The sequence below is a fragment of the Stenotrophomonas sp. YJH_SMC_81 genome (assembly GCF_059370875.1).
Map to the genome: position 1 here is coordinate 300,260 of NZ_JCAFUB010000004.1, position 26,250 is coordinate 326,509.

Below are 26,250 nucleotides of genomic sequence, written 5' to 3' on the forward strand. Positions count from 1 at the left end.
GGTGCAGTGCGGGCGGGCGGAGCAGGGCAGGTCGATCAGCGTTCACCCCGGTAGTTTCGCCGATGCATGGCAGCTGTGGTGTGACGGCAGCGACTTGCCGCCGTTGCCAGGCGACGGGTAACGTGTCGGCACGCCAAGGAGTCTTCCCATGCGCCGCCTGCCCTGGGTGGGCCTGCCCACCGACAGCACCGTGCTCGGCCACCACCGTTTCGCGGTGGCCGGCGAGAAGTATGTGCGCGCGCTGGCCGAGGCGGCCGAGGTGACCCCGGTGGTGTTGCCGAGCCTGCAGCCACCGTTGCCGGCCAGCGACTGGCTGCTTGGGCTCGATGGCCTGCTGTTGACCGGCGCGGTCAGCAACATCGAACCGCAGCACTACGAAGGCGGCCGCAGCTGGCCAGGCAATCCGCATGACCCTGCCCGCGATGCCAATGCCTTCGCGCTGCTGCACGAGGCGCTGGCGCTGGACCTGCCAGTGCTGGCGATCTGCCGGGGCTTCCAGGAGTTGAACGTCGCACTGGGCGGCACCCTGCATCCGCAGGTGCATGCGGTGCCCGGCCTGGCCGACCATCGCGACGACCCGCGGGCGCCGGTGGACGTGCAGTATGGGCCGGCCCATGCGGTGACCCTGGCCGCCGACGGCTGGCTGGCGCAGTGGCACGGCAGTGGCCGCGCGCAGGTCAATTCGGTGCACGGACAGGGCATCGCCCGCCTCGCGCAGGGCCTGCAGGTCGAGGCCATGGCCGATGACGGACTGGTCGAGGCGGCGCGCAGCCTGCACCATGGATTTGTGCTCGGCGTACAGTGGCATCCGGAGTGGCGTGTCACGCAGACGCCGTTCTATCACGCTATTTTCCGTGCGTTCGGCCAAGCTTGCCGGCAGCACCAACAGAACCGACTGGATTCCCGATGAGTTCCCGAACGCGCCCGCGCAAGACGGCCACGCCCCCCGCACCGCAGGAAAGCAGCCTGCTGCGCTGGCTGAAGGAGCGGCGCATCACCGAGGTGGAATGCCTGGTGCCGGACATCACCGGCAACGCCCGCGGCAAGATCATTCCTGCCGACAAGTTCTCGCACGACTACGGCACGCGCCTGCCGGAAGGCATCTTCGCCACCACCGTCACCGGCGAGTTCCCTGACGACTACTACGAGCTGACCTCGCCGTCGGACTCGGACATGATGCTGCGCCCTGACCCGGATACGGTGCGCATGGTGCCGTGGGCAGCCGATGCTACCGCACAGGTCATCCACGATTGCTACACCAAGAGCGGCGAACCGCACGAGCTTGCGCCGCGCAACGTGCTGCGCCGCGTACTGGCGGCTTATGCGGAACTGGGCCTGCGCCCGGTGGTGGCGCCGGAGCTGGAGTTCTTCCTGGTGCAGAAGAACACCGACCCGGACTTCCCGCTGCTGCCACCGGCCGGTCGCTCGGGGCGCCCGGAGACCGCGCGACAGTCGTACTCGATCGACGCGGTCAACGAGTTCGACCCGATCCTCGACCTGATGTACGACTACGCCGATGCGATGAAGCTGGACGTGGACACGCTGATCCACGAATCCGGCGCAGCACAGCTGGAGGTGAACTTCACCCATGCCGATGCGATGGACCTGGCCGACCAGGTGTTCCTGTTCAAGCGCACCATGCGCGAGGCGGCGATGCGCCACGGGGTGTACGCCACGTTCCTGGCCAAGCCGATGGAAAACGAGCCCGGTAGTGCCATGCACATCCACCAGAGCCTGGTGCGGGTGAGCGATGGCAGCAATGTGTTCGCTGGCGAGACCGATGCTGAGGGCGAGTTCAGCCCGGTGTTCGGCCACTACCTGGGCGGCCTGCAGAAGTACGCGCCGCAGGCGATGGCGTTCTTCGCGCCGAACGTGAATTCCTACCGGCGCCTGGTGTTCGGCGAAGTCTCGCCGAGCAACGTGCACTGGGGCTTCGACAACCGCACCTGCGGCCTGCGCGTGCCGCTGGATACGCCGGAAAACATGCGCGTGGAGAGCCGTTTCGCCGGCTCCGACGCCAACCCCTACCTGGCGATGGCCGCGACCCTGGCCTGCGGCCTGCTCGGCATCCGCGAGCGGCTGGCGCCGGACGCGCCGGTGACCGGCAGCGCGAAGGAACTGGGCTACAACCTGCCGCGCTCGCTGGGCGAGGCACTGGACGGGCTGGAGCAGTGCAGCGAGCTCCAGGCCCTGCTGGGCGAGCGTTTCTGCCGCGCCTACATCTCGGTCAAGCGCAAGGAATACGAGACCTTTTTCCGCGTCATCAGCTCGTGGGAGCGCGAGTTCCTGCTGCTGAACGTCTGAGCATCTGGAATAGAAAAATCCGCCGCCGGGGGGTAGGCTGGCACCCGTCGCCGGCCCCGCCGGCCCCCCTTCCCGCATTCTGGAGCACCCGATGAAGCTGCGTATCCTCACGCTCGGCCTGGCCTCCGCCATGCTTGCCGCCTGTGGCGGTGGCAACGGCGGCGCGCAGGACAGCCAGGTCCTGAACGTCTACAACTACAGCGATTACATCGCCGAGGACACCATTCCGACCTTCGAGAAGGAGAGCGGCATCAAGGTGACCTACGATGTGTTCGACAGCGATGAGATGGTCGAGACCAAGCTGCTGGCTGGCAACAGCGGCTACGACGTGGTGGTGCCGACCCTGAACTTCTTCGGCCGCCAGATCCAGGCCGGCGTGTTCCTGCCGCTGGACAAGAGCAAGATCCCGAACCTGGCCAACCTCGATCCGGCGGTGATGAAGCGCATCGCCACCCAGGATCCGGGCAACCAGTACGGCGTGCCGTACATGATCGGCACCACCGGCATCGGCTACAACGTGGACATGCTGAAGCAGCGCTTCGGCGGCAGCACCGATATCGCCAACAGCTGGGACCTGGTGTTCAAACCGGAGAACATCAGCAAGATGAAGGACTGCGGCGTGACCATCCTGGACACGCCGGCCGACATGATCCCGATCGCGCTGCATTACCTGGGCCTGGATCCGCACAGCGGCGACCCGGCCGAGCTGCAGAAGGCGGCCGACCTGCTGAAGTCGATCCGCCCGTACGTGCAGAACTTCCACTCCTCGCAGTACGTCGGTTCGCTGGCCAATGGCGGCACCTGCCTGGTGGTCGGCTGGTCGGGTGACATCATCCAGGCCCGCGACCGCGCCGAGGAAGCCAGCAATGGCGTGCACGTGGCTTATTCGATCCCGAAGGAAGGTGCGCCGCAGTGGTTCGACATGCTGGCGATCCCGAAGGACGCCAAGCACCCGGAAGCGGCGTACAGGTTCATCAACTATCTGCTGGAACCGAAGGTCGCCGCGGCCAACACCAACTTCATCCACTACGCCAACCCGATCCCGGCCGCGACACCGCTGGTGGACGAGGCGATCCGCACCGACCCGACGATCTACCCGCCGGCCGACGTGGCCGATAAGATGTTCACCTACTCGATCAACACGCCGGAGGCCGACAAGCTCTACACCCGGCTGTGGACCGAGGTGAAGACCGGCCGTTAAGCCGGTCTGGCGCCGCCGGGCCTTGCCCGGCGGCCGCCTTGCTTCACCGCTTCACCGTGCCGGAATCGGTACCGTCGGCCTGGCCAAGGTGCCTCAGGATGGCCGGCAGCAGGTCGCGTGCATCGCGGCCGCCGTTGCACAGGAACGACGAACTCATCCGCTGCAGGTTGTGCATGCCGATGAAGAACAAGCCCGGTTGCGGGGAAACGCCAAACTCGCCCAGCGGATAGCCGTGGGCATCCAGCGCGCCCTGCACATCGAGCCAGGGCCATTCGGCGACGAAACCGGTGGCCAGCACCACCGAGCGGATGCCTGCCGCCTGCAGATCCAGTTCATCCGGGGCTATGTCCGGCTCCCAGTGCAGATAGACCTCTTCGGGAATGTAGCGGGCATCGTCGGTGCGCGGTTCGGGCCGCGTGGCGTAGTACGCGCTGGCCAGCGAATCGAGATAGGCGTACTCGGCCCGCGTCGCTTCGATCGCGGTGCGAAGTTGCGGGCGGACATCGGCGAAGCGGGCGGTGTTTCCATTGAATTCCTGCAACCGTCCCAGCAACCTGATCCCTGCGCGGTGCATCGCCAGCAGGCTGATCGAACTGCCCAGGCCGGCACTTCCTTTGCCGGAAATCAGGGGGAACTCTGCGGTGCGGGCCTTGCGCAGCGCGTCCGGCTCGCCTGCCAGTACGGCCGCCGATTGGCTTACGTGTTGATGGATGCGCCCGGCCATGTCCCACCAGGTCATCGAGTCCTTGCCGCGCAGCCGACGGGTGTGCGAATGACGATCGGCCAATGACCAGTACACGCTGCGACCAGCGTCGCACAGGTCCTGGGCAATCTGTGCGCCGGACTGGCCGCCGCCGATGACCAGCACCGCGCCCGCGGGTAGCTGGCCGGGACTGCGGTAGTCGCTGGAGTGCAGCACGGTGAGGCCTGCTGCGGGCGCGAAAGGGGCCCGGGGCAACCGCGCCCGGCGGTATTCACCGGTGGCGACCACCACCGCCTGGGCATGGATCAGCCCCCGGCTGCTGTCGATGGCATAGCCACCGGACTCCGGCCCGACCCGATGGACCACGCACCCCTCGCTGATCGGCAACGCGCGCTCGTCGGCATAGTCGCGCAGCCGTCGGATCACTTCCGGGGCCCGCATGAACCCTTCCGGGTCATCCCCCGCATAGGCATGGCCATGCAGGGCCATCGTCGCGTTGGCGGTGTTGGTCTGGAACGAATCCCAGCGCCGCCGCCAACTGGCGCCCACGGTTTCGGCCTCCAGCACGCGATGCTCGACGCGGGCCTCCTGCAGGAGCGCGCTGAGCGACAACCCGGCCTGGCCGGCGCCGATGATGACCAGCGGCAGCCGTGCAGGCAGGCAGCCCGGCAGGCGGGGCGGGAAAGGGGAGGGGCTGTCCGGGGAAATCACCAGGGGCGGTCCATGCAAGGCCTAGATGCGGGACATTGCGCGGGGAATGTCCGGGGCTTTCAATGGATCCCGTTCTGAAAAATGTTGCAGATCGGGCTGCCGCCCGCAGTGTCTGGCCGGGACGGCTGCAGGGTCGTCCAGGGGAGCCCGGGCCTTGGGGCGGACAGGCCACCATCGCGGGGAAAACTGACACGCCCTCGGGGGCCCTGGGCGGGCCAGCGGCCGCTTCCACCCACTCCCGTCATATCCCCTTCGGCCCCCGGCCGTTAGAATGGCCGCCGCTGTCCACCGCCCGCTCCCGGAGCCCCCATGCCCGTTGAAGCCCAGCCGGTAGCCGCCGTCGTCGACACGACCGGTGCGCCCGGCTATCTCTCCATTCGTGATCTGCGCAAGGAATTCGACGGTTTCGTCGCCGTCGACGACGTCAACCTGGACGTGCGCAAGGGCGAGATCTTTGCCCTGCTCGGTGGCTCCGGCAGTGGCAAGTCGACCCTGCTGCGCTGCCTGGGCGGCTTCGAGACGCCCACCAAGGGCAGCATCACCGTCGATGGCCAGCGCCTGGACGCGCTGCCGCCGTATCAGCGGCCGGTCAACATGATGTTCCAGTCCTACGCCCTGTTCCCGCACATGACGGTCGAGCAGAACATCGGCTTCGGCCTGAAGCAGGATGGCCTGGGCAAGGACGCGATCAGCAAGCGCGTCGGCGAAATGCTCGACCTGGTGCAGATGGGCCACCTGGGCAAACGCAAGCCGCACCAGCTGTCCGGTGGCCAGCAGCAGCGCGTGGCGCTGGCGCGGTCGCTGGCCAAGGGGCCGAAGCTGCTGCTGCTGGACGAACCGATGGGCGCGCTGGACAAGAAGCTGCGCTCGCAGATGCAGCTGGAACTGGTCAGCATTATCGAATCGTCGGGCGTGACCTGCGTGATGGTCACCCACGACCAGGAAGAAGCGATGACCATGGCCACCCGCATCGCGGTGATGGATGCCGGCTGGATCCAGCAGGTCGGCAAGCCGGACGAGGTCTACGAGCAGCCGGCCAACCGCTTCGTCGCCGAGTTCATCGGTTCGGTCAACCTGTTCGATGGGGTGATCGACGAGGACCTGCCCGAGTACGTGACCGTGCGCTCGCCGCTGTTCCCGGCGCCGATCTACATCGCCCATGGCATCACCTGTTACGAAGGGCAGCCGGTCGCATTCGCGCTGCGCCCGGAGAAGGTGATGATCGGCAAGGACGAGCCGGAAGGGCACACCAACAAGGCGCAGGGCGTGATCGAGGACATCGCCTACTTCGGCAGCCACTCGGTGTATCACGTGCGCCTGCCCAGCGGCGCCAAGGTGCTGGCCAACTTCGCCAACTCGCAGCGCTGGGCCAGTGATGGCTTCACCTGGGGCGACGAGGTGTGGGTGCACTGGCGCGACAACGACGGCGTGGTGCTCACCTCATGAGCGTCGCCGGCCTGAAGCGCTGGCTGCCGGGGCTGCGTGCCACGGTGATCGGCATTCCGTACCTGTGGCTGCTGCTGTTCTTCGCAGTGCCGTTCCTGATCGTGCTGATGATCAGTTTCTCGCTCAGCCGGGTCGGCTCGCCGCCGTATACCTGGCTGCTGCAGTACGGGGACGGCGGGTTCTCGCTGAAGCTGAACCTGGAGAATTACCTGGCGCTGTTCCGCGATTCGATCTATGCGCAGGCCTTCCTGAGCTCGATCAGGATCGCGGCCATCTCCACCTTCCTGACCCTGCTGATCGGCTACCCGATGGCCTACGCCATCGCCCGCCTGTCGCCGGCCGCACGCAACGTGGCGATGATGCTGGTGGTGCTGCCGTCGTGGACCTCGTTCCTGATCCGCGTGTATGCGTGGAAGGCGATCCTGGACCGCAACGGCCTGCTTGACCAGTTCCTGCAGTTCACCGGCCTGCAGACGCTGATGACGTCGATGGGCCTGCCGAAACTGCAGTTGATCGATACGCCGACCGCCGCCTACATCGGCATCGTCTACTGCTACCTGCCGTTCATGGTGCTGCCGCTGTACGCCAACCTGGTCAAGCATGACCACCGCCTGCTGGAAGCGGCCTACGACCTGGGTGCCAGGCCATGGCAGGCCTTCCTCCGCATCACCCTGCCGCTGTCGAAGGCCGGCATCATCGCCGGCTGCATGCTGGTGATGATCCCGGCAGTGGGGGAATTCGTGATTCCGGAAATGCTGGGGGGCTCGGAGACGCTGATGGTCGGCCGCCAGCTGTGGAACGAGTTCTTCAACAACCGCAACTGGCCGGGTGCCTCGGCGATGGCGGTGGCGATGATCCTGTTGCTGCTGGTGCCGATCCTGCTGTTCAACCGATCCCAGCAGCGCCTGCTGGAAGGGAAGCAGGCATGAGCCCGCGTACCGCCAAGGGCCTGGGGCTGGGCGTGCTGCTGCTCGGCTTCGCCTTCCTGTACCTGCCGATCCTGCTGTTGATGTTCTATTCGTTCAACAGCTCGCGGCTGGCGATGGTCTGGGCCGGGTTCTCCACCCGCGCCTACAGTGACCTGTTCGCCGACCGCGCGCTGATGGATGCGATGTGGACCAGCCTGGTGGTGGCGTTCTGGACCGCCTGTACCGCCACCGTGCTGGGCACGCTGGCGGCGATGGTGATGACCCGCTTCAAGCGCTTCCGTGGCAAGCCGCTGTTCGGTGCGCTGGTCACCGCGCCGCTGGTGATGCCGGATGTGATCCTGGGCTTCTCGCTGATGGCGCTGCTGGCCTCGATGGGCGCGATTCCGGGCTTCCCGGCGCGCGGCCTGGCCACCATCTGGATCGCGCACGTCACCTTCACCCTGTGCTTCGTCACCGTGGTGGTGTCTTCGCGGCTGCAGGAAATGGATCTGTCGCTGGAAGAAGCGGCGATGGACCTGGGGGCCAGCCGGCTGACCGTGTTCACCCGCATCACCCTGCCGATCATCGCGCCGGCGCTGGTGGCGGGCTGGCTGTTGGCGTTCACCCTGTCGCTGGATGACGTGGTGGTGGCCAGCTTCGTCGCCACGCCGGGCTCGACCACGCTGCCGATGAAGGTGTTTGCGTCGGTGCGCATGGGCATCAGCCCGAAGATCAATGCACTGGCCACGCTGCTGGTGTCGGCGGTATCGATCGCCGCGGTGATCGGCTGGTACATCAATGCCCGTGCCGAGAAGCGGCGCCAGCGCGACCTGCAGCTGGCGCGGCAGGACAACGGCTGAGTACACGATCCGTCGACTGTGCCGGCAACACCCGGCTCACGGCCGGCGGCGCACAATGGGGGTCTTCCAGATGGAGATCCCCCATGACCGTCGAGATCGTCGACCCGGCCACCGGCCAGGTGACCTACCGCCATGTACTGATGGGCGCTGCCGACATCGAGCAGCGCCTGCAGGCCGCCGCCGATGCGTTCCCCGGCTGGGCCGAGCGTTCGCTGCAGGAACGCGGCGCGATCCTGCGCCAGATCGCGGCGCAGCTGCGCACGCGCCGCGACGACCTGCAGCAGGCGATGACCCACGAGATGGGCAAGCTCAAGGTCGAAGCGCTGGCCGAGGTCGACAAGTGCGCGGCGGCCTGCGAGTACTACGCCGACCATGCGGCCGACTATCTCAAGCCGCAGCTGATCGACACCGAAGCGCAGCGCAGCTATGTGCGCTACGAGCCGATCGGCTGCGTGTTCGCGGTGATGCCGTGGAATTTTCCGATCTGGCAGGTGTTCCGCTTCCTCGCACCGGCGTTCATGGCCGGCAACGTGGCCCTGCTCAAGCACGCCAGCAACGTGCCGCAGTGTGCCGACCTGATCCTGGCGGTGTGCCGTGATGGCGGCCTGCCGGACGGCGTGTTCGACGTGCTGCACATCGACAACGACCAGGCCGCCGACGTGCTGCGCGACGCACGGGTGAAGGCGGTGACGCTGACCGGCAGCGAGCGGGCAGGGCGCTCGATCGCCTCCAACGCCGGCAGCCAGTTGAAGAAGTCGGTGATGGAGCTGGGTGGCAGCGATGCCTTCGTGGTGCTCGACGATGCCGACCTCGACAAGACGGTTGCGGCAGCGGTGAAGTCGCGCTTCGACAACAGCGGGCAGACCTGCATCGCGGCCAAGCGGTTCATCGTGGTCGAGGCGGTAGCCGATGAATTCACCCGTCGCTTCGTTGAAGCTGCGGCCGAGCGCCAGTACGGCGACCCCGATGAGCGGGGCACCACGCTGGCGCCGATGGCCCGTGCCGATCTGCGCGATGAACTGCACAAGCAGGTACAGGCCAGCGTGGCCAAGGGGGCGCGTGTGCTGATAGGCGGCGAGCCGATTGCCGGCACCCATGCCGGCTATCCGGCCACGGTGCTCGACCAGGTCGGCCCGGGCATGCCGGCCTACGACGAGGAACTGTTCGGTCCGGTGGCTGCGGTGATCCGGGTCGCTGATGAGAGCGAGGCACTGCGCGTGGCCAACGACACCCGCTTCGGCCTCGGCGGCAGCGTGTGGACGCGCGATCCGGTGCGCGGCGAAGCTTTCGCACAACGCATGGAATGCGGCGCCGCGTTCGTCAACGCGATCGTCAAGAGCGATGCGCGGCTGCCGTTCGGCGGCAGCAAGCAGTCTGGGTTTGGCCGGGAACTGGCCGACCACGGCATCCATGAGTTCATGAACATCAAGACCGTTTACGTAGCTTGATGCCGAATGGCAATGCCGGCCGCTGGCCGGCATTGCCCTGGTTGCCGGCCAGCGGCCGGCACTACCACCAGCGGGTCACAACCACTTTGCGCGCTTGAACAACCGGTACAGGCCCACGCAGACGCCGCCCACACCAACGATCATCAGTGGGTAGGCCCACGGTTGGCTCAGCTCCGGCATGTGGCTGAAGTTCATCCCGTACCAGCTGGTGATCAGCGTCGGTGCCGCCAGCAGCGCGGCCCACGCACCGAGGCGCTTGACCGTCTCGCCCTGCGCCAGCGTCACCAGCGACAGGTTCACGCTGAGCGCGGTGCCCAGCATCTCGCGCAGGGTGTCGATCACATCACTGATGCGTACCGCGTGGTCGTGCACGTCACGGATGTACAGCTTCACTTCGTCCGGAACCAGCTCGCCCTGGTAGCGGCGCAGCTGGGCCAGCACATCCTGCAGCGGCGCCACCGCCATCCGCATCTTGTTCAGTTCGCGCTTGAGCTCGTACAGGCGCACCACGGTGCTGCGCTTGTAGTTCTCGGCGAAGATGTCCTTTTCCAGCAGGTCCAGGGTGTCGCGGAAGCGGTGCACGATCGGCAGGTAATTGTCGACCACGAAGTCGGTCACCGCGTACAGGCAGTACGACGGGCCCATCTTCAGCAGCTGCGGCTCACGCTCGACCCGAGCACGTACCGGCGCGTAGGACAGCGAGGCGCCGTGGCGCACCGTTACCAGGAAGCGCGGGCCGAGGAAGGCATGGGTTTCGCCATACTGGATGCGCTCGTCGACCATCTGCGCGGTGGTCACCACCACGAACATCGAATTGCCGTAGGTCTCGACCTTGGGCCGCTGGTGCGCGTTGCGCGCATCCTCGATGGCCAGGTCGTGCAGGCAGAACTCCTCCTGCAGTTTCAGCAGCACATCGTCGTTGGGGTCGTACAGGCCGACCCAGACGAAGCCATTGCCACTGGCAATGACATCGCTGATGGCGTCCAGGGTGATGTCGTGGCGTTTGCCCTCGTCATCGTAGTGGACGCAGTTGATGACGCAGGCGGGGTTGGCTGAAGCCGGGGCGGAAGCGGAGGCGGGCAATGACATGCCCGCCATCGTGCGTCAGCGCCGTGTTTCGGACAAGTGAGGATGGCGCCCCAGTACCCACGCCAGCGCGACGTGGACGGGCAGCAGCAGCACGATCCACTGCACGTTGTACTGCGCCTGCAGGCTCAGCCAGTGCAGCACCAGCGCCGCCACGGCCTGCACTGCCAGCAGCCACAGCACGACCCTGAACATGCGGCCCGGCACGCGCCGGCGCAGCAGGCTGATTGCTCCGGGCAGCAGCAGCACGGCCACCGGCGAAAGCAGCAGCAGGTTGCGGTTGGCCCAGGCGGCGTAGTGGATGCTGAAGCCCCACAGGAACACCAGCAGGCTGCCGGCGATGGCGCACAGCAGCCAGAACGGCAGGGCCAGCCCGGCCAGCAGGCGCGGGCGGTTGCGCAGCACCAGCACGCCGCCGGCCACGGCCAGACCAAGCAGCAGCCACGGCCACCAGCGACGCGCGAATTCCTTCGGCTCCGGATCGATGCGGTGTGGCAGCAGTTCCTGTTCGGACTGCACCAGCGGCCGGCCATCGCTGTTGCGTGCCTGGCGCAGCGCATCGGCCAGGCGCATCGGCACGAACGCTTCCTGCCAGCGCGACAGCGGCTGGTCGGCAAACGGCCCCAGGCCGACATCGAAGCCCAGCCACATCCACGGGGCGGGCGAGGCCAAGCGCACCGACTCGCTGCGGTAGGTGTTGCCGCGCGAACGCCCCGACAACTGCGACTGCAGGCCACCGCCCAGCGCCTTGTCCACCGTGTCGCGTACCATCGTGGCGCAGTTGGCGGTGTAGTAGTCGTAGTGGTAGCGCGCGTTTTCCGGCTTGGCCCGCTCGGCCAGGTCAGCGGCCAGGGCACGCGCCTGGTCGGGGCGCAGGTCCAGCCACTGCACGCTGGCACCGCGGCCGGTCTCGTCGTAGTACGACAGGTCCTGCTGCAGCGGTAGCGCCACCAGGTAATACATCATGTCGCCGCGCACGAAGCGGCTGATGAAATCGTCCTCGGACGGATCGAAGTAGCCGAAGTTGTATGAGGTCGCTTGGCCGCTGAGCGGATCGATCACCACGATGGCATCATGCCCGAAGCGTTCGAAGAACACGGTGCCCGGCTGCATGGTCACCACGCCGATACGCGGGACCGGGGCCTCGGCGTTGGCGGTGGCAGGTGCGGGCACGGCTGCCGCCGGCTGCGCGAAGGCGGCCAGTGGCAGGGCCATGGTCATGGCCAGCACACACAGTGCCAGCCACGCCGTCAGGATCAGACCGCGGCGCTTCAAGCGTCGTCCTGCGCGTCCGGCGGCAGCACGGTCACGTGGAAGGCCTGCACCCGGCGCGCATCGGCGCGGGCCACGCGGAACATGAAGCGGTCCAGCGCCAGCTCATCGCCGACTTCCGGCAGATGGCCCACGGCCTCGGTGACCAGGCCACCGATGGTGTCGTAGTCCTCGTCGGAGAACGTCGCGCCGAAGCGCTCGTTGAAGTCGCCGATCGGGGTCAGCGCGTCGACTACGTACTGGCCGTCGGACTGGATGGCGATCTGCGCGGACGGATCCTCGGCCTCGTCGTGCTCGTCGTCGATCTCGCCGACGATCTGCTCCAGCACGTCCTCGATGGTGACCAGGCCGGCGACACCGCCGTACTCGTCGACCACGATGGCCATGTGGTTGCGCGACAGGCGGAACTCCTTCAGCAGCACGTTCAGCTTCTTCGCCTCCGGGATCAGCACCGCCGGGCGCAGCAGCTCGCGCACGTTGGCCGGGCCGTTGTCGGCGACCACGCCGCGCAGCAGGTCCTTGGCCAGCAGGATGCCAAGGATGTCGTCCTTGTTCTCGCCGTGCACCGGGAAGCGCGAATGGCCCGATTCGACCACCTGCTTCATCAGTTCCAGGAAGGGCGCTTCGACCGGCAGCGAGACCATCTGCGAGCGCGAGATCATCACGTCGCCCACGGTCAGCTCGGCCACCGAAATGGCGCCTTCCATCATCTTCAGGGTATCGGCGGCGATCAGACCCTCTTCCTGCGCGGTGTGCAGGACAGCGACCAGCTCGTCGCGGGTGTGGGGTTCGCCGGAGAAGGCCGAGGTCAGGCGTTCAAGCCAACCGCGCTTCTTTTCACTGTGCTCCGCAGGGGAGCTACTACTGTCGTCTTCTGACATCTCTGGAAAAAAGGCACCCGGCAGGCCGGGCGTTGGCCCAAGTCTAGCAGGATGTGGCGGCCTGTCAGTGACCGTCGCTGCCCGGTCCGGTGATCGGCGGCGGGGCCAGTTCAGGCCGGGCAGGGGCTTCTTCTTCAGGCAGGTCCAAGCTGTAGGTACAGCCGGCCAGCGTTTTCCCCGGATGGGAGGCCACGGTGGAGACGCTGAGGATGATCGACTCGATCTGGGCCTCGCCGCTCTGCGGGTCGGTAACGTCGCGGCTGACCAGCTCGCGGCCGGCCATGAACTTGCCGTTCTGGTCGTAGCCGGTCTCCAGCGCCAGCCGCTTGGCCAGAGGCCGAGGGTCGGCCTGGTCGAGGACGGCCATGATGCTGGCGCCGGCCACCGCTACCCGCTCGGTCTGTTGGCCGAAGACGGTGATCGGGCTGGCCAGCCGGTACTCGCTCATGAACTGGTTGCCCTGCGGCAGCGGCTGCAGGCCCCGGGCCACGGCCTTCAGCGGATCGGCCAGCAGCGGCGCCAGCGCTGTCTGCTCGGCCACGCCCTGGCGGCATTCGATCAGCGCCGGCAGGTCAAGACTGGAGGCGAGGGCAGAAGGCACCGCAAAGGCACACAGCAGGGACAGGCAGCAACGCAGGGACACGGGTAGGTTCCGCAGGCGGGCCGGACATCATAACTGTGACGGGGGCGGTTTCTCAGCCTTGCTGCTGCGGCGGCCGCGGGTCAGCAGGGCGCGTAGCCCCATCACCGGCAGGGTGAGCAGCACCGCCTGCATCGAAGCGTGGAGGACCGTGACCAATCCGCGAGCCGCCAACTGCAGCAGGCCCGATTGTTCGAACCAGGGCATCAGTGCCGGTTCGGCGGCCTTTGCCAGTGGCATGTACGTCGCGCAGAGCGCGTACAACAGCCAGAGTGAGGCGGTTGATGCATGGAAGAACGGCAAGGTCGCCACCGAGCGCCGTAGGCGCTGCTGGACCGCCACGCGCCAGGCCACCGGCGCGGTGAGCGCGCCAATCAGCATCAGCAGCAGCGCGCTCGTCACCAGGCCCATCGTGGTGCTCATTCCGTGCCGCTGTTGCAGCAGCTGAGGCCCGATCACGCCGACCGCCAGGCTGGCAATGACGGACGCCGGTGACAGCAGTGCCAGCGTGCGCAGCAGCCAGTGCTGCCCGCTGGGGTCGCATGCACTGACACGGCGCACGGCATGCGCGCCGAGTATCAACAGCAAAGCGAGCCCCGCACTGCCGATCAGCAACGAAACCCGGCCATCCTCGAAGATCATCCCTGTTCTCCCGATATCGGTCGGGGCAAGCATATCCCTTGGGCCGGCCTTAGCGCTCGCCCGCGTACGGGTCGTCAATGCCCAGCTCGGCCAGGATCTCGCGCTCCAGCTGTTCCATCGCCTCGGCCTCCTTGTCGTCCTCGTGGTCCCAGCCAAGCAGGTGCAGCACGCCGTGCACGGTCAGGTGCGCGTAGTGGGCATTGAGCGCCTTGCCCTGTTCGTCGGCTTCACGCGCCACCACCGGTGCGCAGATCACCAGGTCACCCAGCAGCGGGAACTTGACGCCCTTGGGCAGACCTTCGGGCACTTCGGCCGGGAAGCTGAGCACGTTGGTGGCGTAGTCCTTGCCACGGTAATGGCGGTTCAGCGACTGGCCTTCCTTGGCATCGACCACGCGGATGGCCAGGTCGGCCTCGCGGATGCGGCCCTTCAACGCAGCGGCCACCCACTTGCGGAAGCTCACTGCCGCCGGCAGCCCGGTACGCGGCAGGGCATAACTGACGGCGACGTCCAGTCGCACGGGACCACGGGTCATGGCGTCGCTCCAGGCTGGATCTGATGCAGGTCGCGGCGGTCGTAGGCGCTGACGATGCGCGCCACCAGCGGATGCCGGACCACGTCGCGGGATTCGAAGAAGGTGAAGCTGACGCCCTCGACCTCGCGCAGCACATCGATGGCGTCGCGCAGGCCGGACTTCACGTGCTTGGGCAGGTCGGTCTGGGTCAGGTCACCGGTGACCACCGCGGTGGAGCCGTAGCCCAGGCGGGTCAGGAACATCTTCATCTGCTCGATGGTGGTGTTCTGCGCCTCGTCCAGGATCACGAACGCATCGTTGAGCGTGCGGCCGCGCATGTAGGCCAGCGGCGCGATCTCGATGACGTTCTTCTCCAGCAGCTTGACCACCTTTTCCACGCCCATCATCTCGTACAGGGCGTCGTACAGCGGTCGCAGATAGGGGTCGACCTTCTGGCTCAGGTCGCCGGGCAGGAAGCCCAGCTTCTCGCCGGCTTCCACCGCCGGGCGCACCAGGATCAGGCGCTGCACCCGCGACTCGTTCAGTGCTTCGACCGCGCTGGCCACGGCCAGGAAGGTCTTGCCGGTTCCCGCCGGGCCGATGCCGAAGTTGATGTCATGCGTGGCGATCTGGTGCAGGTAGCGGCCCTGGTTGGCGCCGCGGCCGCGTACCGTGCCACGCTTGACCTTGATCGCCACGTCCTGCGCTTCGTAGGAGCGCTCGGCGATCTGCTCGACGTTGGCCTGCGCCAGGCGCAGGTGGATGGCGTGGTTGTCGAAGGTGGTTTCGCCGGCTTCGGCGTACAGCGCTTCAACCAGCTTCTGCGCCTCCACGATGGCTTCGTTGGGCCCGCTGATGCGGAACACGAAGCCACGATTGGCGATCTCCACGCCGAGCTTCAGCTCGATCTGGCGCAGGTGCCCATCGAAGGGGCCGCACAGGTTGGCCAGTCGCTCGTTGTCTTCCGGCGACAGGGTGAAGTCTCGATGATCGATGCTTTTCATTGCTTGGGGTGGGGCGGGGTCGCCGTCCACCGCGATGGACTCGGGGTGACAAGGTTACGCGCGTACCGGGCATGCGGCCAGCGGCGGGCCGATACGCGGTTTTCCACACCCGGTGTGGACGGGGGGCGCGAAAAGCTGTGGATAGGCCTTCGCAGTGCTTGTGCCACAAGGCGGATGAGGTGGTGGTGAAAAAACCGTCACGGTCGGCCGGCGCCTGTGACGGCAGCGCATCTTCCGCTGCCAGGCACCCAGTACGGCTGCCCCCGTCCGGTTCTCCACACCGGCTGTGGAATGATGCTGAATCAAGCTGTGGATAGGTGGCGAGGAACCTTGCAGCAAAAGGCCTGTCCGCGCGTGGCGAAAAAACCGTCAGGGCTGATCGGAATCATTGAGGGTGCACGGGGCAGGTGGCACCGTGTCGCCGTCGCAGGAGGGAATGGCATGGGCATCGGCAACGGGATGCGTGGACTCGGGCTGGCGGGCATCGGCCTGCTGGCGGGCTGTGGGCAGTCAACGCCAACGGCGCTGGGCACGCTGGAGTGGGACCGGATCACGGTGCCGGCGCCGGCGGCCGAGGTGATCGCCACGGTGGAGGTGCGCGAGGGCCAGCGGGTCAAGGCCGGGGCCGTGCTGATGCAGCTCGACCCCGCCCGCGGCGACGCGCAGTTCGCGGCGGCGCAGGCCGACACGGCGCGCGCGCAGGCCCAGCTGGAAGAGCTGAAGCTTGGCCCGCGCCAGGAACAGATCGCACAGGCCCAGGCACAACTGGCCGCGTTGCGCGCGCAGTCTGCTGAGGCCACTGCCTACTATCGTCGGGTGCAACCATTGGCACGCCAGCGCCTGATCGCCGCCGCCGAGCTGGACCTTGCACGGGCGGCCGCCGGCAATGCCGCGGCCAGCGTGCGTGCCGCCGAGCAGGCCTGGCTGGAACGGGTGCACGGCAGTCGCGCGCAGGACATCGCCCAGGGCCAGGCGGCCGCCGACGCCGCACAGGCGCAGCAGGTGGTGCAGGGCGTCAACCTGCAGAAGCTGCAGCTGCGCGCACCGCGCGATGGCGTGATCGATGCCTTGCCCTACCGGCAGGGTGACCAGGCACCGATCGGGGCGCCGCTGGCGGTGATGCTGGTCGGCGAGCGCCCCTATGCGCGCGTCTACCTGCCGCAGCCGCTGCGCCTGCAGGTCAAGGTCGGTCAGCCGGCGCAGATACAGCTGGAGGGAGGAAGCACCGTACTGAAGGGCCATGTGCGCGCGATCCGCAGCGAGCCTTCATTCACCCCGTACTACGCACTGACCGGCGATGACGTCGAGCGCCTGAGCTACCTCGCCGAGATCGACGTGGATGCAGCCAGCGACATGCAGAAGCTTCCGGCCGGACTGCCGGTGCAGGTGCGCTTCTGAACACCGGTGCGGACATCGCGGTGCATGCGCAGGGCCTGACCCGCCGCTTCGGTGAACTGCTGGCCGTGGACAAGGTCGACCTGACCGTCCCGCGCGGGCAGGTGTACGGCTTCCTGGGCCCGAACGGGTCAGGCAAGTCGACCACCATCCGCATGCTGTGCGGCCTGCTGGAACCCAGTGCGGGGCAGATCGAGGTGCTGGGCCTGGCGGTTCCCGAGCAGGCCGAAGCACTGCGCCGGCGCATCGGCTACATGACCCAGCGCTTCTCGCTGTACGAAGACCTGTCGGTACGCGAGAACCTGGAATTCCTCGCCGCCATCCAGGACTTGCCGCGCAACCAGGCCCGGCAACGGGTCGATGCGCTGCTGCAGCAGTACCGGTTGCAGGACCGGCAGCCGCAGCTGGCCGGTACGCTCAGCGGCGGGCAGAAGCAGCGCCTGGCCCTGGCCGGCGCCGTGGTGCATTCGCCCGAACTGCTGTTCCTGGACGAGCCGACCAGCGCGGTCGATCCCGAGTCGCGCCGCGATTTCTGGGAGGCCCTGTTTGAACTGGCCGACGCGGGAACCACGGTGCTGGTGTCGACCCATTACATGGACGAAGCCGAGCGCTGCCATCGCCTGGCGATCCTTGATCGCGGCGCACTGGTGGCCGACGGCACGCCGGCCGAGCTCTGTTCACGGCTGCAAGGACGAACGCTGCAGGTCACGTCATCGCAGCCACGCCAGGCCAGCCGCGTGCTGGCCGAGCTGCCCGGCGTGCTGAGCGTGGCGCAGATCGGCACCCATCTGCGCGTGCTGTGCAACGAAGGCGCAGCGGATGTCGCGGCGCTGCGGCGCGCGCTGGCCAGCGCCGACCCGCAAGCGCATATCGATAGCGTGGCGCCGAACCTGGAGGACGTGTTCGTGGCCGCCACCCGTGGCCGTGGCAGGGAGCCAGCGGCATGAACCTGCGCAGGCTGTGGGCGATCATGCTCAAGGAGCTGCGGCAGCTGCGCCGCGACCGCATCACGCTGGCGATGATCGTCGGCATTCCGGTGATGCAGCTGCTGCTGTTCGGGTATGCGATCAACCTCAACCTGCGCCACCTCGATGCGGGTATCGCCGACCAGGCCAACAGCGCCGCCTCACGCGCGCTGGTGCAGGACATGGTCGCCACCGGGGTGATCACGCCGCGTACTGAAGCGTACAGCCCGCACCAGCTGATGCAGGCGCTGCGCCGCGGCGAGATCAGCGTCGGCATCGTGGTGCCGGCCGACTTCGAGCGTCGCCGCTTCGATGGACGCGAAGCGGTACAGGTACTGGTCGATGGCAGCGATACCGTGGTGCAGAGTGCGGCGATCCAGCTGGCGCAGGTGCCACTGGATACGCGCCCGACCAGCAATACGCGGCCGTTGCGCGAAGGCAGCATTGCCAGTGGCCAGGTCAGCGTGACCAGTTTCTACAACCCGCAACGGCGCTCGGCGGTGAACATCGTGCCCGGCCTGATCGGGGTGATCCTGACCATGACCCTGGTGATGTTCACGGCGGTGGCGGTGGTACGCGAGCGCGAGCGCGGCAACATGGAACTGCTGATCGCCACGCCGGTATCGCGCAGCGAACTGATGGTCGGCAAGGTGCTGCCCTATGCAGCCATCGGCCTGCTGCAGACCACGCTGGTGCTGGTGCTGGGCACCTGGCTGTTCCAGGTGCCGATCCGCGGCAGCCTGCTCGACATCTACCTGGCCGCAGTGCTGCTGGTGCTGGCCAACCTGGCGCTGGGCCTGCTGATCTCCACGCGCGCGCGTTCGCAGTTCCAGGCGATGCAGATGACGCTGTTCCTGTTCCTGCCGTCGATCCTGTTGTCGGGTTTCATGTTCCCGTTCGCCGGCATGCCGCGGCCGGTGCAGTGGCTGGCCGAAGTGCTGCCGCTGACCCACTTCCTGCGTCTGGTGCGCGGCATCATGCTGCGCGGCGCCTCGCTATGGGAGCTGTGGCACGACGCGCTGGCGCTGCTGGCCTTCATCGTGGTGATGATGACGCTGGCGATCCTGCGTTTCCGCAAGCGCCTGGATTGAGGCCTGTCATTCGGTAGTGCCGGCCGCTGGCCGGCATCATTTCCGGTGGGTGCCGACCGTTGGTCGGCACACCCTAGCCTTATTCCGCCACCACGCGCCCACGCAGCGAGTTGGTAAGCGCTTCGGTGATCAGCACATCCACGAACTGGCCGATCAACCGCGCAGGCGCCGGGAAATTCACCGACCGCATGTTCTCGGTCTTGCCGGTCAGTTCGTTCGGGTTCTTGCGCGACGGCCCTTCCACCAGCACGGTCTGCACGGTACCGACCATCTTCTGCGAGATGCTGGCGGCGTGCGCATTGATGCGCTCCTGCAGGCGCGACAGGCGAGCGTGCTTCTCGGCATCGCTGATCGTGTCCTCCAGATCGGCCGCCGGTGTACCCGGTCGACGCGAATAGATGAAGGAGAAACTGTGGTCGAAGCCGATGTCCTCGATCAGCTTCATGGTCTTCTCGAAGTCGGCATCGGTCTCGCCGGGGAAGCCGACGATGAAGTCCGAGCTGATGGAAATGTCCGGGCGCACCGCGCGCAGCTTGCGGATCTTCGACTTGAATTCCAGCGCGGTGTAGCCGCGCTTCATCGCCGACAGCACGCGGTCGCTGCCGGCCTGCACCGGCAGGTGCAGGAAGTTGGCCAGCTGCGGAACGTCGCGGAACGCGTCGATCAGCGAATCGCTGAACTCGAGCGGGTGCGAGGTGGTGAAGCGGATGCGGCCGACCCCATCGATCTCGGCGATGGTGCGGATCAGCAGGCCGAGGTCGGCAAACTCACCGTCTCCATATGGGCCGCGATAGGCGTTGACGTTCTGGCCGAGCAGGTTGATCTCGCGCACGCCCTGCGCGGCGAGCTGCGCCACTTCCACCACCACGTCCTCGAACGGGCGGCTGACTTCGGTGCCGCGGGTGTAGGGCACCACGCAGAACGAGCAGTACTTGGAACAGCCTTCCATGATCGACACGAACGCCGAGGCACCTTCGGCGCGTGGCTCGGGCAGGCGGTCGAACTTCTCGATCTCGGGGAAGCTGATGTCCACCTGCGGGCGCTTCTGCTCGCGCCGCGCGCGGATCAGTTCCGGCAGGCGATGCAGGGTCTGCGGGCCGAACACAAGGTCCACGAACGGGGCGCGCTTGATGATCGCTTCGCCTTCCTGCGAGGCAACGCAGCCGCCCACGCCGATGATGACCTCGCGGCCCTTGTTCTTCAGGCCCTTCCACACGCCGAGTTGGCTGAACACCTTCTCCTGCGCCTTCTCGCGGATGGAGCAGGTGTTGACCAGGATGACGTCGGCGTCGTCCGGGCTGTCGGTCAGTTCCAGGCCATCGCTGGCGGCAAGCACGTCAGCCATCTTGGCCGAGTCGTACTCGTTCATCTGGCAACCGTGGGTCTTGATGTACAGCTTGCCCTTGACCTGGTCGGGCTTGCGCGGACCAGCGGGCAGGGCAACGAGCGGGGTACCGCCCGGGGTGGCGGGCGGAAAGACGTCTGGCGTCCCGGTCATGGCGCTTAATCCATTCGGGTGGCGGGAAAGCGGGCAATTCTACCCGCATCCCGCGCCAGCCGCCGCGCCCTTGTAGAGCCGAGCCCACGCTCGGCTGCTCTTCCCGCTTCCCATGGGGCAGCCTGGCATGGCCTGGCTCTACTGAAGCCAGCCGAGCGTGGGCTCGGCTCTACAAGGAAAGCCAGCCGGCGCTGCTTATGCCGCCGCCAGCTCCGCATCGATCTGCCGCGAACGGTCGAAGGCGGTCATCGCGCTCATCCGTGCGATGTAATCAGCCGTGGCCGGCGCAGGCTGCACCAGACCGAAGGCCGTGGTCCAGGCCAGCGCATTGCCCCACAGCACGTCGGCGGCACTCATCGTCTCGCCGAGCAGGTAGCGACCCTGTGCCAGCTGGGCCTCGACCACCTGCAGCACGGTCTCGGCGTCGTTGTACGGCGACATCATGCGCGGCGGCGGCTCGCGGTGCATCGCCTTGTCGATCATCGCCGGCTCGAAACAGGCACCGTAGAAGGCCATCCAGCGCAGGTAGGGCCCGCGCAGGGCATCGCCGATCGGCGGCGCCAGCCCGGCTTCCGGATACAGGTCGGCCAGGTACAGATAAATGGCCACCTGTTCGGTCACCAGCGCGCCGTTGTGGACGATGGCCGGCACCTTGCCCATCGGGTTGATGGCCAGATAGGCCGGGGCCAGGTTGGCGCCGGCCTTCAGGTCCAGCACCTGCATGCGGTAGTCGGCACCCAGCGCTTCGAGCAGGGCCACGGCGCCGCTCGAGCGGGATCGGGCGGCGTGATAAAGGGTGATCTGGCGTGAGGTCATGGCATTGCTCCTTGCGGTGGGTGGTGAACTGGAAGCCATCCTGGGGCACCATTGCGGACGACTTCTGTCCTCGATTCTTCATGCGCCATACCGCCCATCGACTGCTGCGCCTGATCGCCCTGCTGCAGGCCCGCCGCCAGTGGTCCGGGGCTGAGCTGGCCGAGCGCATGGGCGTGGACCGGCGCAGCATCCGGCGTGATATCGAGCGGCTGCGCGAACTGGGCTATCCGGTCCGGGCCTCGTCGGGGGTCGGTGGCGGCTATCAGCTGGGGGCCGGGGCACCGGTACTGCCGATGCTGCTGGACGAGGAAGAGGCGACCACCCTGGCGATCGCGCTGCGGGCCGCGTCCGCGACCGTCGCTGGCATCGACGACACCGCCCGGGGCCTGTTGTCCAAGCTCGACCCGCTGGTGCCGACCCGTCGCCGCCAGCAGGCCGGCGAGGTGCATGCGGCGACGGCCACCCTGTCCGACCTTCCCTCCACCGACGCACGCCTGCTGGGACGGCTGGCCCAGCATTGCCGGCAGGCGTCACGGCTGGCCTTCGAGTACCGCAGTGCGCAGGAGGCGGTGACCCAGCGCGAGGTCGAGGCGCAGCACCTGGTCAACTATGGGCGGCGCTGGTACCTGCTGGCCTGGGATCTGGGCCGGCAGGACTGGCGCACCCTGCGCGTGGACCGGATGGGCGCGGTGCGCGAATGCGCCGGGCCGGGCATGCATCGACGCACGCCCGCGCCCCCGGACGTGATGGTGCGGCAGGCGGTCAGCCAGGCGCCCTTCGCGCTGCAGGCCATCGTCCGCCTGGCCGGCAGCCGCACCGAGCTGGAAGGGCGCATCCCGCCGTGGTGTGGGGTGCTGGAGGCTGATGGCGCCGACCATTGCCTGTTGCGCATGGGCGCCGAGAGCGGCGGCATGATGCTGGCGCAGATCCTCAGCCTGGACCGGGTGCCGGTGGCGTTGTGGACCACACCGCCGGGCCTGCGCGATGAGCTGGCACAGCGTTTGGCCGGATTGGGCCAGGTGCTGGCTGTGCCGCCGGTCACAGGCTGAGCCGCGTCGCTTGGCAAGCCCCGGCGAAGCTGGGACACTCGCGGCATGAAGGGGATACTGGGGACAACGGCGATCATCATCGCTGCGCTGACCGCTGCGCCGGCCAGCGCCGGCACCCTGTACAAGTGCCAGGGCGCCGACGGGGTCACCAGCTACGTGAGCAAGCGAGTGGCCGGCGCGCGCTGCAGCAGCATCAGCTACAGCCGCGATACCCGCCCGGCACCGCGCCCCGTGGTGGCCGCACCGAAGCCTGCGCCGACCTCGGTGGCCAGCATCGAACGCAATCCGGTCGCTGTGGCGGCCAGCGCTGCTGCGCCCGCTGCGGTCGCGCCGACGCCTGCTGCACCCGCGCCTGCCGCGGCACCGACGGCCTCGCGGGCCGGGCGGATGGTCAGCGGCCACGTCTATTCCTTCATGAAGGATGGGGTGCGCCACTACACCAGTGCGCGGCCGACCCAGGTGGCCAACCTCGGTCCGGTGCGCACCATCCGCTACAGTTTCATGGAGCGCTGCTACGCGTGCGGCGTCAACCCGCGCGTGGACTTCGGTTCGGTGCGCCTGAACACCACCGCGTTCCAGGCCGAGATCACCTCGGCGGCACGCGAGTTCGGCGTCGAGGAGGCCGTGGTGCGTGCCATCATCCACGCCGAATCGGCCTACAACCCGACCGCGCTCAGCCGCGCCGGCGCGCAGGGGCTGATGCAGCTGATGCCGCCGACAGCCGCGCGCTTCGGGGTCAGCGATTCCTATGATGCGGGGCAGAACATCCGTGGTGGCGTGCAGTATCTTGCGTGGTTGCTGAAGCGCTTCAATGGCGACCTGACCCTGGCCGCGGCCGGCTACAACGCCGGCGAAGGCGCGGTCGACCGCCACGGTGGCGTGCCGCCCTACAGCGAGACCCAGTACTACGTGCGCCGGGTTGGGCAGCTGGCCGAGCGTTACCGCACCGCATTGTCACACCAGTAGTGCCGGCCGCTGGCCGGCAACCCCTGGGCAATGGCCGGTACCGACCGGCCGCTGGCCGGCAACCCCGTAATCAATGTTGTTGCAATGCGTTGTGTGGCGCGCGACGGTTCCGCTACACTCGCCCATGATTCAATGCGGCTCTGGCCCCCACCGGATCCGCTGGCAGCCTTAAAGCTACCTAATCAATATCGGAGTGCCGGATGGCCAACGATGGGGTACACGATCCAGTCAACACCGGACGTCGGCGTTTTCTTTCTGCCACCACTGCTGTGGTTGGCGCCGTCGGCGTCGGATTCACCGCCGTTCCTTTCATCAAATCCTGGAACCCCAGTGCCCGCGCCAAGCTTGCCGGTGCACCGGTCGTGGCCGACATCAGCGCCCTGCAGGAAGGCCAACGCCTGATCGTGGAGTGGCGTGGCCAGCCGATCTGGATCGTCAAGCGGTCCAAGGCGATCCTGGATGCACTGCACGGGCTGGATGGCCGCCTCAAGGACCCCGAGTCCGGCGAGAAGGACCAGCAGCCGGACTACGTGCTGAAGCAGAACCCCGAGCTGCGCTCGATCAAGCCGGACATCTCCGTGCTGGTCGGCCTGTGCACGCACCTGGGCTGCTCGCCGGAAATGGTCGCCGAGATCCGGCCCGAGCCCTATGACCCGCAGTGGAAGGGGGGCTACTTCTGCCCCTGCCACAAGTCGCGCTTCGACATGTCCGGCCGCGTCTTCAAGGATGTGCCGGCGCCGATCAACCTGAAGGTGCCCGCGCACCACTACCAGGACGACAACACCATCATCATCGGTGTCGATCCGCAGGGGGCTGCCTGATGGCCAATATCCTCAGCCGTACCGCCAGCGGCGTCGCCGACTGGGTCAATGCCCGCGCGCCGGGCCTGATGCCGGTCTATCGCAAGCACGTCAGCGAGTATTACGCGCCGAAGAACTTCAACATCTGGTACTACTTCGGCTCGCTGGCACTGCTGGTGCTGGTCAACCAGATCGTCACCGGCATCTTCCTGACGATGCACTACAAGACCAGCGCCGCGGAGGCGTTCGGCTCCATCGAATACATCATGCGTGATGTGGAGTGGGGCTGGCTGATCCGCTACATGCACTCCACGGGCGCCTCGCTGTTCTTCATCGTGGTCTACCTGCACATGTTCCGCGGCCTGCTGTACGGCAGCTACCAGAAGCCGCGCGAGCTGGTGTGGATCCTGGGCATGCTGATCTACCTGGTGCTGATGGCCGAAGCCTTCATGGGCTATGTGCTGCCGTGGGGCCAGATGTCGTTCTGGGGCGCCAAGGTGATCATCTCGCTGTTCGGCGCGATACCGGTGATCGGCAACGGCCTGACCGAATGGATCATGGGCGATTACCTGCCCAGTGACGCCACGCTCAACCGCTTCTTCGCATTGCACGTCATCGCACTGCCGCTGGTGCTGCTGTTGCTGGTGGTGCTGCATCTGGGCGCGCTGCACGAAGTGGGGTCGAACAACCCCGATGGCGTGGAGATCAAGAAAGGACCGAAGGGCAACCGCTGGTCGCCGAATGCGCCGGCCGACGGTATTCCGTTTCACCCGTACTACACGCTCAAGGATGGTGTCGGCGCCGGCTTCCTGCTGATCATCGCCGCCTTCATCATCTTCTTCGCACCGGGCTTCGGCGGCCTGTTCCTGGAACACGACAACTTCACCGAGGCCAACCGCCTGGTGACCCCCGAACACATCAAGCCGGTCTGGTACTACACGCCGTACTACGCGATGTTGCGCGTGGTACCGAACAAGCTCGGTGGCGTGCTGGTCATGTTCTCGGCCATTGCGATCCTGTTCCTGGTGCCGTGGCTGGACAAGGCCAGGGTAAAGTCGGTGCGCTACCGCGGCTGGATCTCGAAGGTGATGCTGGGCGTGCTGGCGGTGTGCTTCGTGTGGCTGGGCGTGATCGGCTCCGGCCCGGGCACCGACGTGCATGAAACCTACATCGGGCGGGTGCTGACCTTCCTGTACTTCGCGTTCTTCATCACCATGCCGCTATGGACAAGGTTGGACAAGACCAAGCCGGTACCGGAGAGGGTGACCACGCATGACTGAGCGCTGGATGGTCCGGCTGGCCCTGACGGCCACCCTGATGCTGGGCAGTTTCCTGGCCTCCGCCGCCGAGGGCGGCACCACGCTGCTGCAGGCCGGCAACGACCTCGGTGACCGCGCCTCGCTGCAGCGGGGTGCGCAGCTGTACATGAACTACTGCTCCGGCTGCCATGCGCTGAAGTACCTGCGCTACTCGCGGATGGCGCAGGACCTGGGCCTGACCGAAGAAGAGGTGATGAACAACCTCAACTTCACCGGCTCGGCGATCGGCGACCCGATCCCGGTGGCGATGCCCAAGGAAAACGCGGAGAAGTGGTTCGGCAAGATGCCGCCCGATCTCAGCCTGATCTCGCGCGTGCGGGGCAGTGACTGGGTTTACACCTATCTCAAGTCGTTCTATCTGGACAGCAGCCGCCCGCTGGGCTGGAACAACGCGCTGTTCGCCAACGCCTCCATGCCCAACCCGCTGTGGGAGATGCAGGGGCTGCAGCATGCGGTGCACGGCAAGGCGGAAGCGCCCGGCATGGACCCGCCGGTGACCGGCCTGAAGATTGAAACGCCGGGATCGGTCGATGCCGGGCAGTACGACCAGGCCGTGCGGGACATCACCAACTTCCTCGAATACGCCGGCGAACCGGCCGCACTCAAGCGCCAGCAGCTGGGCGTGTGGGTGATCCTGTTCCTGGCCCTGCTGACCTTCCTGCTGTATCTGCTGAAGAAGGAATACTGGAAGGACGTTCACTGATTCTGGCGCCGGCCATCGCGTGGGCCTA

25 protein-coding genes are annotated in these 26,250 nt (G+C 67.0%); 15 read left to right on the plus strand and 10 right to left on the minus strand.

Features of this window, described 5'->3' with window-relative positions; genetic code table 11:
- The first annotated feature begins 148 nt into the window (after window positions 1–148).
- From AC5P8U_RS10815 to AC5P8U_RS10825, 3 genes are all read left to right on the plus strand, one after another.
- The gene (locus AC5P8U_RS10815; RefSeq protein WP_447897299.1) at window positions 149–910 is read left to right on the plus strand and encodes a gamma-glutamyl-gamma-aminobutyrate hydrolase family protein; all 762 of its coding nucleotides are present in this window, start codon (window positions 149–151) and stop codon (window positions 908–910) included.
- Entirely contained in the window at window positions 907–2,304 is a 1,398-nt protein-coding gene (locus tag AC5P8U_RS10820; RefSeq protein ID WP_049416306.1) for a glutamine synthetase family protein, read from the plus strand. Before AC5P8U_RS10815 ends, AC5P8U_RS10820 begins: the two co-directional genes overlap by 4 nt.
- A gap of 91 nt (window positions 2,305–2,395) precedes the next feature.
- The gene (locus AC5P8U_RS10825; protein ID WP_188241121.1) at window positions 2,396–3,505 is read left to right on the plus strand and encodes a polyamine ABC transporter substrate-binding protein; all 1,110 of its coding nucleotides are present in this window, start codon (window positions 2,396–2,398) and stop codon (window positions 3,503–3,505) included.
- A gap of 43 nt (window positions 3,506–3,548) precedes the next feature.
- Here the strand turns inward: AC5P8U_RS10825 and AC5P8U_RS10830 are convergent, their stop codons facing one another.
- Entirely contained in the window at window positions 3,549–4,937 is a 1,389-nt protein-coding gene (locus AC5P8U_RS10830; protein ID WP_447897296.1) for a flavin-containing monooxygenase, read from the minus strand.
- A 291-nt stretch (window positions 4,938–5,228) separates the two neighbouring features.
- Here AC5P8U_RS10830 and AC5P8U_RS10835 point away from each other — a divergent pair, with 291 nt between their 5' ends.
- From AC5P8U_RS10835 to AC5P8U_RS10850, 4 genes are all read left to right on the plus strand, one after another.
- On the plus strand, window positions 5,229–6,365 hold the full coding sequence (locus AC5P8U_RS10835) for an ABC transporter ATP-binding protein (protein ID WP_072166765.1): 1,137 nt from the start codon (window positions 5,229–5,231) through the stop codon (window positions 6,363–6,365).
- A complete protein-coding gene (locus AC5P8U_RS10840) occupies window positions 6,362–7,294 on the plus strand; it encodes an ABC transporter permease subunit (RefSeq protein WP_069137955.1) in 933 nt (310 codons plus the stop codon). Before AC5P8U_RS10835 ends, AC5P8U_RS10840 begins: the two co-directional genes overlap by 4 nt.
- Entirely contained in the window at window positions 7,291–8,133 is an 843-nt protein-coding gene (locus tag AC5P8U_RS10845; protein WP_005415928.1) for an ABC transporter permease subunit, read from the plus strand. The genes AC5P8U_RS10840 and AC5P8U_RS10845 overlap by 4 nt, the downstream gene beginning before the upstream one ends.
- Before the next feature lie 83 nt (window positions 8,134–8,216).
- Entirely contained in the window at window positions 8,217–9,581 is a 1,365-nt protein-coding gene (locus AC5P8U_RS10850; RefSeq protein ID WP_151354937.1) for an NAD-dependent succinate-semialdehyde dehydrogenase, read from the plus strand.
- Between the two features lie 75 nt (window positions 9,582–9,656).
- Here the strand turns inward: AC5P8U_RS10850 and AC5P8U_RS10855 are convergent, their stop codons facing one another.
- From AC5P8U_RS10855 to AC5P8U_RS10885, 7 genes are all read right to left on the minus strand, one after another.
- Window positions 9,657–10,679 carry a magnesium and cobalt transport protein CorA gene (locus tag AC5P8U_RS10855; RefSeq protein ID WP_065195776.1) on the minus strand — a complete coding sequence of 341 codons (1,023 nt, stop codon included), beginning with the start codon at window positions 10,677–10,679 and terminating at the stop codon, window positions 9,657–9,659.
- A 6-nt stretch (window positions 10,680–10,685) separates the two neighbouring features.
- Complete coding sequence (locus AC5P8U_RS10860) at window positions 10,686–11,942, minus strand: lipoprotein N-acyltransferase Lnb domain-containing protein (protein ID WP_072166762.1); 1,257 nt, start codon at window positions 11,940–11,942, stop codon at window positions 10,686–10,688.
- Window positions 11,939–12,820: a CorC family transporter gene (locus AC5P8U_RS10865; protein WP_005408827.1), complete on the minus strand. Its 882-nt coding sequence runs from the start codon at window positions 12,818–12,820 to the stop codon at window positions 11,939–11,941. Before AC5P8U_RS10865 ends, AC5P8U_RS10860 begins: the two co-directional genes overlap by 4 nt.
- A 64-nt stretch (window positions 12,821–12,884) precedes the next feature.
- Entirely contained in the window at window positions 12,885–13,463 is a 579-nt protein-coding gene (locus tag AC5P8U_RS10870) for a hypothetical protein (protein WP_447897293.1), read from the minus strand.
- A gap of 27 nt (window positions 13,464–13,490) precedes the next feature.
- Entirely contained in the window at window positions 13,491–14,102 is a 612-nt protein-coding gene (locus tag AC5P8U_RS10875; protein ID WP_188241119.1) for a hypothetical protein, read from the minus strand.
- A gap of 49 nt (window positions 14,103–14,151) precedes the next feature.
- Window positions 14,152–14,637: an rRNA maturation RNase YbeY gene (gene ybeY / locus AC5P8U_RS10880; protein WP_072166760.1), complete on the minus strand. Its 486-nt coding sequence runs from the start codon at window positions 14,635–14,637 to the stop codon at window positions 14,152–14,154.
- Window positions 14,634–15,620 (minus strand): PhoH family protein, encoded by a 987-nt coding sequence (locus AC5P8U_RS10885; RefSeq protein WP_005415936.1) that lies wholly within the window; start codon window positions 15,618–15,620, stop codon window positions 14,634–14,636. The genes ybeY and AC5P8U_RS10885 overlap by 4 nt, the downstream gene beginning before the upstream one ends.
- A 441-nt stretch (window positions 15,621–16,061) precedes the next feature.
- Between AC5P8U_RS10885 and AC5P8U_RS10890 the strand changes: the two genes are divergently transcribed.
- The 3 genes from AC5P8U_RS10890 to AC5P8U_RS10900 are packed head-to-tail and all read left to right on the plus strand — an operon-like array spanning window position 16,062 to window position 19,071.
- Entirely contained in the window at window positions 16,062–17,018 is a 957-nt protein-coding gene (locus tag AC5P8U_RS10890) for an HlyD family secretion protein (protein WP_447897292.1), read from the plus strand.
- Window positions 17,019–17,038: 20 nt separating this feature from the next.
- Window positions 17,039–17,962, plus strand: a complete 924-nt coding sequence (locus AC5P8U_RS10895; protein ID WP_188241117.1) for an ABC transporter ATP-binding protein — start codon at window positions 17,039–17,041, stop codon at window positions 17,960–17,962.
- Window positions 17,959–19,071 carry an ABC transporter permease gene (locus tag AC5P8U_RS10900; RefSeq protein ID WP_227837362.1) on the plus strand — a complete coding sequence of 371 codons (1,113 nt, stop codon included), beginning with the start codon at window positions 17,959–17,961 and terminating at the stop codon, window positions 19,069–19,071. Before AC5P8U_RS10895 ends, AC5P8U_RS10900 begins: the two co-directional genes overlap by 4 nt.
- Window positions 19,072–19,150: 79 nt before the next feature.
- Here the strand turns inward: AC5P8U_RS10900 and miaB are convergent, their stop codons facing one another.
- Both miaB and AC5P8U_RS10910 read right to left on the minus strand, forming a co-directional pair.
- On the minus strand, window positions 19,151–20,569 hold the full coding sequence (miaB, locus tag AC5P8U_RS10905) for a tRNA (N6-isopentenyl adenosine(37)-C2)-methylthiotransferase MiaB (protein ID WP_072166757.1): 1,419 nt from the start codon (window positions 20,567–20,569) through the stop codon (window positions 19,151–19,153).
- Window positions 20,570–20,764: 195 nt separating this feature from the next.
- Window positions 20,765–21,385: a glutathione S-transferase family protein gene (locus AC5P8U_RS10910; RefSeq protein WP_088497707.1), complete on the minus strand. Its 621-nt coding sequence runs from the start codon at window positions 21,383–21,385 to the stop codon at window positions 20,765–20,767.
- Between the two features lie 80 nt (window positions 21,386–21,465).
- Here AC5P8U_RS10910 and AC5P8U_RS10915 point away from each other — a divergent pair, with 80 nt between their 5' ends.
- The 5 genes from AC5P8U_RS10915 (at window position 21,466) to AC5P8U_RS10935 (ending at window position 26,222) form a co-directional block, all read left to right on the plus strand.
- Window positions 21,466–22,434, plus strand: a complete 969-nt coding sequence (locus AC5P8U_RS10915; RefSeq protein ID WP_072166755.1) for a helix-turn-helix transcriptional regulator — start codon at window positions 21,466–21,468, stop codon at window positions 22,432–22,434.
- 45 nt (window positions 22,435–22,479) lie between these two features.
- On the plus strand, window positions 22,480–23,400 hold the full coding sequence (locus tag AC5P8U_RS10920) for a lytic transglycosylase domain-containing protein (protein WP_088497708.1): 921 nt from the start codon (window positions 22,480–22,482) through the stop codon (window positions 23,398–23,400).
- Between the two features lie 200 nt (window positions 23,401–23,600).
- On the plus strand, window positions 23,601–24,221 hold the full coding sequence (gene petA / locus AC5P8U_RS10925) for a ubiquinol-cytochrome c reductase iron-sulfur subunit (protein WP_004151998.1): 621 nt from the start codon (window positions 23,601–23,603) through the stop codon (window positions 24,219–24,221).
- Window positions 24,221–25,480 carry a cytochrome b gene (locus tag AC5P8U_RS10930; RefSeq protein WP_005408840.1) on the plus strand — a complete coding sequence of 420 codons (1,260 nt, stop codon included), beginning with the start codon at window positions 24,221–24,223 and terminating at the stop codon, window positions 25,478–25,480. Before petA ends, AC5P8U_RS10930 begins: the two co-directional genes overlap by 1 nt.
- Window positions 25,473–26,222 (plus strand): cytochrome c1, encoded by a 750-nt coding sequence (locus tag AC5P8U_RS10935; protein ID WP_072166753.1) that lies wholly within the window; start codon window positions 25,473–25,475, stop codon window positions 26,220–26,222. The genes AC5P8U_RS10930 and AC5P8U_RS10935 overlap by 8 nt, the downstream gene beginning before the upstream one ends.
- The last annotated feature ends 28 nt before the right edge of the window (window positions 26,223–26,250 follow it).

Bases quoted from the DNA above. Each gene is read 5' to 3' on its own strand.
- AC5P8U_RS10815 (WP_447897299.1), top strand. From the start codon at position 149: ATGCGCCGCCTGCCCTGGGTGGGCCTGCCCACCGACAGCACCGTGCTC.
- AC5P8U_RS10820 (WP_049416306.1), top strand. From the start codon at position 907: ATGAGTTCCCGAACGCGCCCGCGCAAGACGGCCACGCCCCCCGCACCG.
- AC5P8U_RS10825 (WP_188241121.1), top strand. From the start codon at position 2,396: ATGAAGCTGCGTATCCTCACGCTCGGCCTGGCCTCCGCCATGCTTGCC.
- AC5P8U_RS10835 (WP_072166765.1), top strand. From the start codon at position 5,229: ATGCCCGTTGAAGCCCAGCCGGTAGCCGCCGTCGTCGACACGACCGGT.
- AC5P8U_RS10840 (WP_069137955.1), top strand. From the start codon at position 6,362: ATGAGCGTCGCCGGCCTGAAGCGCTGGCTGCCGGGGCTGCGTGCCACG.
- AC5P8U_RS10845 (WP_005415928.1), top strand. From the start codon at position 7,291: ATGAGCCCGCGTACCGCCAAGGGCCTGGGGCTGGGCGTGCTGCTGCTC.
- AC5P8U_RS10850 (WP_151354937.1), top strand. From the start codon at position 8,217: ATGACCGTCGAGATCGTCGACCCGGCCACCGGCCAGGTGACCTACCGC.
- AC5P8U_RS10855 (WP_065195776.1), bottom strand. From the start codon at position 10,679: ATGGCGGGCATGTCATTGCCCGCCTCCGCTTCCGCCCCGGCTTCAGCC.
- AC5P8U_RS10865 (WP_005408827.1), bottom strand. From the start codon at position 12,820: ATGTCAGAAGACGACAGTAGTAGCTCCCCTGCGGAGCACAGTGAAAAG.
- AC5P8U_RS10875 (WP_188241119.1), bottom strand. From the start codon at position 14,102: ATGATCTTCGAGGATGGCCGGGTTTCGTTGCTGATCGGCAGTGCGGGG.
- ybeY (WP_072166760.1), bottom strand. From the start codon at position 14,637: ATGACCCGTGGTCCCGTGCGACTGGACGTCGCCGTCAGTTATGCCCTG.
- AC5P8U_RS10885 (WP_005415936.1), bottom strand. From the start codon at position 15,620: ATGAAAAGCATCGATCATCGAGACTTCACCCTGTCGCCGGAAGACAAC.
- AC5P8U_RS10890 (WP_447897292.1), top strand. From the start codon at position 16,062: ATGGGCATCGGCAACGGGATGCGTGGACTCGGGCTGGCGGGCATCGGC.
- AC5P8U_RS10900 (WP_227837362.1), top strand. From the start codon at position 17,959: ATGAACCTGCGCAGGCTGTGGGCGATCATGCTCAAGGAGCTGCGGCAG.
- miaB (WP_072166757.1), bottom strand. From the start codon at position 20,569: ATGACCGGGACGCCAGACGTCTTTCCGCCCGCCACCCCGGGCGGTACC.
- AC5P8U_RS10910 (WP_088497707.1), bottom strand. From the start codon at position 21,385: ATGACCTCACGCCAGATCACCCTTTATCACGCCGCCCGATCCCGCTCG.
- AC5P8U_RS10915 (WP_072166755.1), top strand. From the start codon at position 21,466: ATGCGCCATACCGCCCATCGACTGCTGCGCCTGATCGCCCTGCTGCAG.
- AC5P8U_RS10920 (WP_088497708.1), top strand. From the start codon at position 22,480: ATGAAGGGGATACTGGGGACAACGGCGATCATCATCGCTGCGCTGACC.
- petA (WP_004151998.1), top strand. From the start codon at position 23,601: ATGGCCAACGATGGGGTACACGATCCAGTCAACACCGGACGTCGGCGT.
- AC5P8U_RS10930 (WP_005408840.1), top strand. From the start codon at position 24,221: ATGGCCAATATCCTCAGCCGTACCGCCAGCGGCGTCGCCGACTGGGTC.
- AC5P8U_RS10935 (WP_072166753.1), top strand. From the start codon at position 25,473: ATGACTGAGCGCTGGATGGTCCGGCTGGCCCTGACGGCCACCCTGATG.